Raw genomic sequence first — 10,733 nt, 5'->3', positions numbered from 1 at the left:
ACGGAAGAAAGAGAGGGACGGATATGAAAAAAATAACCCGAAGAGGGAACGGAATGGGGTTCGTCCTGGCGTTTATGAGCCTTGCGATGCTCCTGGCGCTGACCGGCTGTCATAAGGCGGAGGAAACATCGATGGCAGAGACGGAAGAGGGGGAGAAGAAAATTCAGATTGGGCTGAGCTTTGATTCGTTTGTCATCGAGCGGTGGATCCGGGAGCGGGATGTCTTCGTTTCCACGGCCATGGAGCTTGGCGCGGAAGTGAATGTACAGAATGCCAATGGGGATGTAAAGGAACAGATTGAACAAATCGAGTATTTCATCCAGAAGCAGATGGATGTGATTGCGGTGATCACCGCGGACTGCGACGCCCTGTCAGCCGTGATGAAGCGGGCCAAGGAGGCGGGAATTAAGACGGTAAGCTATGACCGTCTGATTAATAACGCGGACTGTGACTTATATATCTCTTTCGACAATGAGGAAGTAGGCAGACTTGATGGCAGAAAGCCTGGTAAAAAATATTCCGGAAGGCGGAGATATCTTCATGATCCAGGGATCCCCTACAGACGGCAACGTGGATTCGGTACGCCGCGGATTTGACGAGGTGCTGAAAGGGAGCCGTTTGAATGTAGTATATGAGGCTTACTGCGACGGCTGGATTGCGGAGCCTGCCTTTGACTACGTAAAAGAGGGGCTGGAGCGGCATCCGGACATCAAGGGCGTCATGTGCGGCAATGACGATGTGGCGACTCAGGCGTTCCGCGCGCTCTCCGAGGAGCGGCTGGCGGGCAAGGTGGTGCTGACCGGGCAGGACGGGGATTTGATGGCCTGTCAGCGGATCGTGGAAGGCACCCAACAGATGACGGCGTTCAAATCCGTGGAGGAGGAAGCCCGGCTTGCGGCCCAGTATGCCGTGAGACTTGGAAGGGGAGAGGCGCTTGACGACGTGACGAGGACGATCCATGACGGAACGTATAACATCCCTTATAAGGAGCTGACGCCGATTGCAGTAACCAGGGAAAATATGGATGAAGTGATTATCCAGGGCGGCTTCCACGCCCAGGAGGATGTGTACTTAAATGTCCAGCATCATGAGGCAGTAGCACCGCAGTAGCATATTTTTGTGAAAAAAAGTCCTGTATCACCGGGGCTTTTTTTCATGTCGGTAGTATCGTGCTATTTCTTCCCAAGCAAGTCCAGAATCCGCTGTGTTAGAATAAAACCATCAAATAAACAAGTGATTTGGAGGAGGTTCTTATGATGAAAAAAAGATTTCTTGCAGTGGCAATGACGATGGCAATGGCAGCGGGGCTTATGACCGGATGCGGCGGCTCGAACGAAACGGCAGCGACGACAGCGGCTCCGACGACGGCGGCTCCTGCTGCAACCGAAGCGGCGGCGCCTGCAGAGACCGAGGCGCCTAAGACGGAAGCTCCGGCAGAAAAACCGGCAGGCGGCGCTGGGGCGCTGGTTGGCGTGGCGATGCCGACAAAGGATTTGCAGAGATGGAACCAGGACGGCTCAAACATGAAAGCAGAGTTAGAGGCCGCGGGGTATGAAGTGGATTTACAGTATGCAAGCAACGACGTGCAGACCCAGGTATCCCAGATTGAGAATATGATTTCCAATGGCTGCCAGATCTTAGTCATCGCGTCCATCGACGGAAGTTCCTTAGGCGAACCTTTAAGTCAGGCAAAAGAAGCAGGAATCCCGGTTATCTCCTATGACCGTCTGCTGATGAATTCTGATGCCGTCAGCTACTACGCAACCTTTGACAACTACATGGTCGGACAGAAGCAGGGCGAGTATCTGGTAGAGGCTCTGGGACTTGACACAGCAACGGAACCGAAGAACATCGAGCTGTTCACCGGCGACCCGGCAGACAACAACTGCAACTTCTTCTTTGGCGGCGCAATGGACGTGCTTCAGAAGTATATCGACGAGGGCAAGCTGGTGGTCAAATCCGGACAGACGGCGTTTGAGCAGGTTGCTACAGCCAACTGGGATTCTGAGAAGGCACAGAACCGTATGGATACCATCATTGCAGGCAACTATTCCGACGGAACCGTACTGCACGCAGTCCTCTGTTCTAACGACTCCACCGCACTGGGCGTTGAAAATGCCCTGGCATCTTCCTACACCGGAGAGTACCCGATTATCACCGGTCAGGACTGTGATATCGCAAACGTAAAGAACATGCTGGCCGATAAGCAGGCAATGTCCGTATTTAAGGATACCCGTACCCTTGCAACCCAGGTGGTCAAGATGGTAGACGCAGTAATGCAGGGCGGTGAAGCGGAAATCAACGATACGACTTCCTATGATAATGGAACCGGCATCATTCCGACCTATTTATGCGAACCGGTGGTTGTCACCATAGACAATTACAAAGAAATGCTGATTGATTCCGGATACTACACCGAGGACCAGTTAAAATAAGTCGCTAAATCCCATGGGGACGGTCAACAGGCCGTCCCCATCATAAAAGAAAGATGAGGGAGGGAGAGCATTGGCAAAAATACTGCTGGAGATGAAGAATATCACCAAGACGTTTCCGGGTGTAAAGGCTCTTGACAACGTAAACCTGCGTGTGGAGGAAGGGGAAATCCATGCCCTGGTCGGAGAAAACGGCGCAGGCAAATCCACCCTGATGAATGTGCTGAGCGGCATTTATCCGTATGGAAGCTATGAAGGTGATATTATTTATAATGAAGAAATCTGTAAATTCAACCGGATCAGTGACAGTGAAGAAAAGGGAATCGTTATCATCCATCAGGAACTCGCCCTGGTTCCTTATATGTCCATTGCTGAGAACATGTATCTGGGCAATGAAAAGGGCAGCAAATATGCAATTAACTGGAATGAAACGTATGGGGAGGCGGACGAGTATTTGAGGACAGTAGGCCTTACCGAGTCGTCCCATACTTTGATAAAGGATATCGGCGTGGGCAAACAGCAGCTTGTAGAGATCGCAAAGGCCCTGGCCAAACATGCAAAGCTCTTAATCTTAGATGAGCCTACGGCGTCCTTAAATGAAGAGGACTCTAAGGCGCTTTTGGAGCTGCTGCTGAAATTCAAGTCTGAGGGAATGACCTCCATCATAATCTCCCACAAGCTGAATGAAATCGCTTATGTCGCAGATAAGATTACGGTCATCCGGGATGGTTCCACCATCGAGACCCTGGATAAAGAGAAAGACGTGATTACCGAGGATAGGATTATTAAGGGAATGGTAGGTCGGGAGCTTTTAGACCGATTCCCAAAACGCACCGGCGGGAAGATCGGGGACGTGGCCATGGAGGTGGAACACTGGAATGTCTACCATCCGCTCTATTCGGAACGGAAGGTGGTGGACGACGTATCCATCCATGTCAGAAAGGGTGAGGTCGTGGGCATCTGCGGACTGATGGGGGCAGGGCGCACAGAGCTGGCCATGAGTATTTTTGGAAAGAGCTACGGGGTGAATATCTCCGGCATGTTAAAAATTAACGGGGAAGAAGTAAAGCTTTATTCGGTCCGGGAGGCAATCCGCCATAAGCTTGCCTATGTCACGGAAGACCGGAAGGGTAACGGGCTGATTCTCTCAAATCCCATCAAGATTAACACGACGCTTGCCAATATGGGCGCAGTGAGCCGCCATACGGTCATCGATAAGAACAGGGAGTACGTCGTGGCAGACGAATACCGCGAGAAACTGAATACGAAATGTCCGTCCGTGGACCAGAATGTAGGAAATCTAAGCGGCGGAAACCAGCAAAAGGTGCTGCTGGCAAAGTGGATGTTTGCGGAGCCGGATATCCTGATCTTAGATGAGCCCACCAGAGGAATTGACGTAGGCGCGAAATACGAGATTTACTGTATCATCAACCAGCTTGCGGCCGAGGGTAAGTCCGTGGTGATGATTTCTTCCGAGCTTCCGGAGATCCTTGGCATGTCGGACCGGATTTATATTATGAATGAAGGCAGACTGGCGGGCGAGATTAGCGCTGCGGAGGCAACCCAGGAGAAAATCATGGCGTGTATCCTGAAATCTGATAAAGGAGAGTAATCATGGAAAATAAGATAAAATTATCCGAGGTATTAAAAAAATATACGATGGTAATCGTGCTGGCGGTTGTTATTATCCTGTTTACCGTGAATACCGGGGGAAAAATGCTGCTTCCCCAGAACGTAAACAACTTAATTGCACAGAACGCCTACGTATTCATTCTGGCAACCGGTATGCTGTTTTGTATCCTGACCGGCGGAAACATCGATTTATCGGTGGGGTCTGTGGTCTGCTTTGTGGGGGCAATCGGCGGCACTATGATGATCAAGATGGGAATCAATCCTTATCTTTCCCTGATCGCCATGGCTATTATCGGAATCCTGGTGGGAGCCTGGCAGGGATTCTGGATTGCCTATGTGAGAATTCCCCCATTTATCGTAACACTGGCCGGTATGCTGATGTTCCGCGGCCTGTCCAATGTGGTGCTGCAGGGCATGACTCTGTCCCCGACTCCTGACAAATTCTTAAGCCTGTTTAATACATACGTGCCGGACTTTTTCGGCATGGAGGGCTTTAACCTTACGTGTTTTCTCGTTGGCCTGGCGGTATGCGCCGCCTATGTGGCAGCAACGCTTTACGGAAGAAGAAAAAAGCTGCAGAAGGGATACCGGGTGGACCCGGCTGGCGGCATGATCATCAAGATGGCAGTAATCTGCGCGGTTGTGCTGGCGTTTATGTTCAAGCTGGCACAGTATAAAGGGATTCCCAATGCGTTAATCTGGGTGACGGCTGTCATCTGTATTTACAGCTATATTTCATCGAAGACCACCACCGGACGGTATTTCTATGCGGTTGGCGGAAATGAGAAGGCGACCAGGCTTTCCGGTATTGATACGAATAAGGTTTATTTCCTGGCTTACCTAAATATGGGGCTTCTGGCGGCTGTGGCAGGGATGATCACTGTGGCAAGGCTGAATTCCGCCAATCCGACGGCTGGAAATAATTATGAAATGGATGCCATCGGCGCCTGCTTTATCGGCGGGGCCTCGGCCTACGGCGGAGTCGGCACCGTGCCTGGAGTCATCATTGGCGCAACTCTGATGGGCGTGCTGAACCTGGGCATGAGCATCATGGGCGTGGACCAGAACCTTCAGAAAGTGGTGAAGGGAGCTGTGCTTTTGGCTGCAGTTATCTTCGATGTAGTCAGCAAACGGAAGTCGTTTATACTGAAACAGTAAGCAGATTGTAACGAGTAATATCCGGTATGAGATAAATTTCCTTCCCTTTTCTCCTATAAATGTGCTAAAATAGACCTGATTCGACAAAAGGAAAGGAATACCGATTTATGAATAAAAAAGCGCGATGGTACACACCTTTTATACATAAAGTACTTCTGGCCGCGGCTGTTGCGGCGGTTTTGGGAGGCTGCGGAAAAAAGAATGACGCAGGGCAGGAGACACAGGCGCCCGAGCCCTCTTCCATCTCGATTGAGCTGGAGACTGAGAAGAATCCCCAGCCGGTAAAGATCCTGACAATCGGTGAGGAGCCGATGCCGGTACTGCCGGATCTTCCGGTTCTGGATGAGAATCCCATTCCGGAGTATCTCCGAAACGGCGTGGAGCATCCCATTATAGCAAGCCTTCAGCAGCGTCTGATGGATCTTGGATTTATGGACAACGATGAACCGACTCAATATTTTGGAAATATGACCGAATCTGCAGTCAAGACTTTTCAACGGCAGAATCAGCTGGCGCAGGATGGCATTGTCGGCCCGGAGACACTGAAGGCAATCATGGCCCCTTCCGCCAAATACTACGCGGTTTCGAAGGATGTTGATGGTGACGATATCAAGCGGATTCAGAACCGTCTTTACGAACTGGGATATCTGGCTACCGGGGATTTGGTGACCGGACACTTTGGGGACGATACAGAGGCCGCGGTCATCAAGCTTCAGGAGGTCAACGGACTGAATGTGGATGGCAAGGTGGGGCGGCAGACGATTAACCTTCTGTACAGTGATGAGATCAAACCCAATTTCCTTTCCTATGGAGAGAAGAGCGACGTGGTTCTGGCGTGCCAGACGCGGCTGAAGGAGCTGGGATATTTAACAACCACACCGGACGGTTCGTATGGCGATGATACGGCAGCAGCGGTCAAGCAGTTCCAGGCACGAAACGACCTGGTGGTTGACGGTTATCTCGGGCCGTCCACCCGTGTGGCCTTAAACAGCGCAGAGGCGCAGGCCAACGGCCTGATGCTGGGGGAACAGGGAGAGACCGTTACCCGGATCCAGCAGCTGCTAAATAAATACGGCTACTTATCTTCGGCCAATGTTACCGGCTATTACGGCGAGGTGACGGAAAAGGCAGTGAAGTCTTTCCAGAGCAACAATGGCCTTGCTGCAGACGGTTCTGTAGGCCGTCAGACGATGAATAAACTGACGGGAAGCAGCGTAAAGAAGGCGGGGACAGGCGGTTCATCCGGAGGCGGCAGCGGTTCTAAGGGCGGAACGGTAAAAGGCGGCTCCGGTGTCAGCGGTCTGCTGTCCATCGCCAGATCCAAGCTGGGATGCCCATATGTCTATGGTGCGAAAGGGCCGAACGCGTTTGACTGCTCCGGCTTCATCTACTACTGTCTGAATCAGGCGGGAGTACGGCAGAGCTATCTGACTTCGTCTGGATGGCGAAGCGTAGGAAAATACACCAAGATCACGAATTTCAACAGTCTCCAGGCGGGCGATATCATTGTCGTAAGCGGCCATGTGGGAATCGTGGCAGGCGGCGGTAAGGTGGTGGATGCATCTTCAAGCAACGGACGTGTCATAGAACGTGCCTTAAGCAGCTGGTGGAGAAATAACTTTATCTGCGGATGGCGTATATTCGGATAGGAATGGTTCAAAATAAGGGTATGAAAAAAAAGAGAAAAGCAGTAAACATGATAACCGATTCACCGGGCAGCGCGTTGCTTCTGTTCGCTCTGCCGATGATTCTGGGCAATTTATTTCAACAGTTTTATAATATTATGGACTCGGTCGTCGTAGGCCGGTTCGTAAGTGAGGAGGCGCTGGCATCTGTCGGCGCTTCCTATTCCATTACCAATGTCTTTATTGCCATCGCCATCGGCGGTGGCATTGGAAGCTCCGTGGTAGTGTCCCAGTTTCTGGGCGCGAAGCAGCTGGGGAATATGAAGACGGCGATCTCTACGACACTGCTCAACTTCCTGACGCTGAGCGTACTTCTCGGCACGCTGGGGTTTCTGTTTAACGAGCCGATTCTGGCGTGGATGAACACGCCGGAAAACGTATTTGCCGATGCCTCCGTGTATTTAAGCATTTACTTTGTAGGGCTTCCGTTCCTGTTTATGTACAACGTACAGGCGGCTATATTCCAGTCGCTGGGCGATTCCAGAACGCCGCTCTATCTCCTGATCTTTTCGTCGCTTCTGAATATTGTGCTGGATTTGCTCTTCGTAATCCGGTTCCATCAGGGAGTCGCAGGCGTTGCGGTGGCGACGCTGATGGCTCAGGGGCTGTCGGCGGTGATTTCCTTCACCATATTGCTGAAGCGCCTGAAGGCGTATGAAGTGACGGAGGAGTTTCATTTTTACGACATGAAGATGATGATCAATATGATGCGGGTGGCGATCCCTTCCACGCTTCAGCAGTCGATCGTCCATATCGGGATGCTTTTGGTACAGTCGGTGGTGAACGTCTTCGGTTCCGCGGTCATGGCCGGATTTGCCGCTGGTACCAGGATCGAGTCGATCTGTATCGTACCCATGCTGGCCATCGGCAATGCCATGTCGACCTTTACTGCACAGAACATCGGAGCCGGGCGTCCGGACCGGGTGAAGCAGGGGTATCGTTACTGCTATGCCATGGTCGGATTCTTTGCAGTGGTCATCTGCATAATCATGCAGCTGTGGGGGGATCTCTTCATACGCGGGTTCCTAAATGAGGGAAGCGCTGAGACCGCTTTCCAGACCGGTATGGCGTATGTGCGGTTTATCTCCTTCTTCTTTGTGTTTATCGGCCTGAAGGCGACGACAGACGGTCTGCTGCGGGGCGCGGGAGATGTGGTGGTGTTTACGATTGCCAACCTTGTGAATCTGGCGATCCGCGTGATCGTGGCGGCGGTATTTGCCCCGATTATCGGAGTACAGGCGGTATGGTACGCGGTTCCCATGGGATGGGCGGCAAACTATATTATCTCATTTATGCGGTATCTGACAGGAAAATGGAGCCGGGTTCATCTGATCTCCGGAAGATAAAAAAACAGGAATATTTGCGCGCCGTCTTTCGATAGGACGCCAGCGAATATTCCTGTTTTTATGTAATAGGAAAGTGCTCCTATTACATAAAAAGCCCTCCGGGCAGGAGGCGCATTCCGCGCTAAGGAAGTTTGGTTGCTGAAGCAACCGCGCTTCGGCGCGAGAGTCCGGCAAGCCGGACTCTTTAATTTTCCTTAATTATGAATTCCCCCTGCCATTCTGCCGGGGAAATGCCAGCTGCACTTTAAATAAATCTCCATCGATATAGATGGTAAACTTCCCGCCGAGAAGCTCCGTAAGGCTCTTGGCGATCGACAGGCCCAGCCCGCTTCCTTCCGTGGTTCGAGCCACGTCACCCCGGACGAAACGCTCCGTCAGTTCATCACCCTTGATGTTCAGAGGATTCTCTGACACATTCTTTATGGTGAAGAGTACCTGGCTGTCCCCTGCGATGACATCAACGTATACGCGGCTGTGCTCCATCGCATACTTAAACGCATTGTTATAAAGGTTTTCCAGGACACGCCACAGATGGCGGCCGTCAGCCTGAATAATAACGGTTTCCTCAGGGAAGCTGGATACCAGCTCCAGATGGCGGACCAGGAATTTTTCTTCAAATTCCCCGTTGGTCTGATAGATCAGCTCGACGAAGTCGATGTTGGTCAGCTCGATCTTTAAATTCCCGGAACTGGCTTTGGAGGCTTCGACAAGATCCTCGGTCAGAGTCTTAAGTCTCTGAGACTTTTGTTCCAGAACCTCTAAATAACCCTGAATCTTCGGGTCCTGAAGGTGTTCCCGTTTGATTAAATCCACATAGTTGATAATGGACGTAAGCGGCGTCTTAATATCGTGGGAGACATTGGTGATAAGGTCCGCCTTCAGGCGTTCGCTGCTTACCTTTTCCTGCAGCGCGGTATCCAGCCCCCGGCTGATATGGTTGATGTTCTCAGCCAGTTCCCGCTCTTTTCCGTCAAATTCTTCTGCATTGATCTTGTATTTGGTGTCTCCGTGGGAGATCTTTAACAGCGCTTCATTAATCTGGTCCGTCTCCCAGGCATTCTTATACAGCTGATGGAAAACCCATGAGTCCATACAGAGAAGCGCAAGGACGAGAATGCCCGTTAAAATTCGGGATTCCATGCTGTCATAGGTGAAATAGACGAACGCGCCGGTCGCGATAATGACACAGTTAAAAATAAAATAACAGATGTAGCCTAAAGCCAGCCGGGTCGTAAACCGGTGGTTTTTGATATAGAGACTGATATTCACGCAGATACGGCTCGTCAGACTGCCCGTCCAGAGCGTTCCCGCCTTATAGCGGCGGATCATGCTGAATGCTGCGACCATGCCGACTGCATAGAGAATCACCATGCGTGCAGCCAGTTCCCCGTAATACCAGCGGTCTTCCGACAGGAATAAATGGATAACCTTGTAGCCGACGTGTTCGCCCAGAAACAGGGCGCACATGGCGGCTGCGGCAAACAGAATCAGGCAGGTCTCCGTGGCGATCCGGTCGATTCTTCCCAGAACAACCGCGTCGTGATCGGAATTCTGATGGCCCGCCATACTCACCATGAAATACAGGCTTGCAGCGGATCCCAGAATTCCAATAATCAGGGACACGAGGCCGATGATAAAGAGCAGACGCATATGGTCATAGGATTTGGCAGCTTCAGAGTAGGAATCCTGGACGGGATACGCCGTATTGACTGCCACAACCATATAGTAATTGCTGTTGTTGTAAGGGTTGGACTTCTCCAGCTGGGCCGATATGGTCTTCAGTGTTGTGTTCAAATTGGTATCAACATACAGGGATTCACCGGTTACGTAGATATAACGGCCCAGCGTCTTTAACTCCTCCGGATTATCGATCACGGTGTTGTTATACAGCTTGGGAGCTTCCGAATCTCCCTTAAAAGATACCCGGAATTTCAAGTTGCTGGGATTCTGAATAAATTTATAGTGAAATGCATAGTAATTTCCTACATGGGCCAGCACTTCTTTTGCCAGTTCGGCCATGGTGGTATAAGATTCTCCCGGCTCGGAATCCTGATGATCGGGATCGTAGGAACGCCAGTCCACCCGGATGTCCTGCTCACCTTCTTCCGGTGTGTAGCGGCCGTCCACCTTAAATTTTTCATTCAGATAATAACCCATGGACTTGGCCATACGCACCATCTCATCAACGGTATATTCTCTTACTTCCCCAGGACCGGTGGTCACACGGACGACAGGCTTGTCATAAGCCAGCTTTCCGTTTGATTCAAATACCTCTTTATATTTGATGTAGTTGAAAATATCGTCGATGTCCGTCTTAAACTGCCGGATGAACTCCGGCGTGTCCTCATACGTCTCGTTGGTAAGCCAGCTGATGCCTTCTCCGTAGTGAGGATTGTTGTACATGATGCTGATGCCCGTCACCACGAGGATGACAAAAAGAATGTGCAGCAGGACTGCATGTTCCTTTTTTCTTTTCATAT

General features: G+C 51.1%; 6 protein-coding genes and 1 pseudogene. 6 read left to right on the top strand and 1 reads right to left on the bottom strand.

The annotated features are described in order from the left end of the window. Positions 1-53 precede the first annotated feature (53 nt). The 6 genes and pseudogenes from M1L66_RS33075 (at position 54) to M1L66_RS33050 (ending at position 8,253) form a co-directional block, all read left to right on the top strand. Positions 54-1,110, top strand: a pseudogene (locus M1L66_RS33075) (substrate-binding domain-containing protein). A 146-nt stretch (positions 1,111-1,256) separates the two neighbouring features. Then, positions 1,257-2,435: a multiple monosaccharide ABC transporter substrate-binding protein gene (gene chvE / locus M1L66_RS33070; RefSeq protein ID WP_187024707.1), complete on the top strand. Its 1,179-nt coding sequence runs from the start codon at positions 1,257-1,259 to the stop codon at positions 2,433-2,435. 70 nt (positions 2,436-2,505) lie between these two features. Beyond that, on the top strand, positions 2,506-4,044 hold the full coding sequence (gene mmsA, locus M1L66_RS33065; protein ID WP_187024696.1) for a multiple monosaccharide ABC transporter ATP-binding protein: 1,539 nt from the start codon (positions 2,506-2,508) through the stop codon (positions 4,042-4,044). 2 nt (positions 4,045-4,046) lie between these two features. Beyond that, the gene (gene mmsB / locus M1L66_RS33060; protein ID WP_187024695.1) at positions 4,047-5,222 is read left to right on the top strand and encodes a multiple monosaccharide ABC transporter permease; all 1,176 of its coding nucleotides are present in this window, start codon (positions 4,047-4,049) and stop codon (positions 5,220-5,222) included. Between the two features lie 107 nt (positions 5,223-5,329). Continuing rightward, positions 5,330-6,871 (top strand): peptidoglycan-binding protein, encoded by a 1,542-nt coding sequence (locus M1L66_RS33055; RefSeq protein ID WP_434689966.1) that lies wholly within the window; start codon positions 5,330-5,332, stop codon positions 6,869-6,871. 2 nt (positions 6,872-6,873) lie between these two features. Beyond that, positions 6,874-8,253 carry an MATE family efflux transporter gene (locus M1L66_RS33050; RefSeq protein ID WP_434689963.1) on the top strand — a complete coding sequence of 460 codons (1,380 nt, stop codon included), beginning with the start codon at positions 6,874-6,876 and terminating at the stop codon, positions 8,251-8,253. Positions 8,254-8,451: 198 nt separating this feature from the next. Here M1L66_RS33050 and M1L66_RS33045 read toward each other — a convergent pair whose 3' ends face one another. Continuing rightward, complete coding sequence (locus M1L66_RS33045; protein ID WP_434689961.1) at positions 8,452-10,731, bottom strand: sensor histidine kinase; 2,280 nt, start codon at positions 10,729-10,731, stop codon at positions 8,452-8,454. Positions 10,732-10,733: the final 2 nt, after the last annotated feature.

It is taken from the genome of Hungatella sp. SB206 (genome assembly GCF_051132295.1).
In the GTDB taxonomy this organism is placed as follows: domain Bacteria; phylum Bacillota; class Clostridia; order Lachnospirales; family Lachnospiraceae; genus Hungatella; species Hungatella effluvii.
The sequence above is the reverse complement of the archived record's forward strand: the minus strand, read 5'-3'. Positions and strand labels throughout refer to the sequence as shown.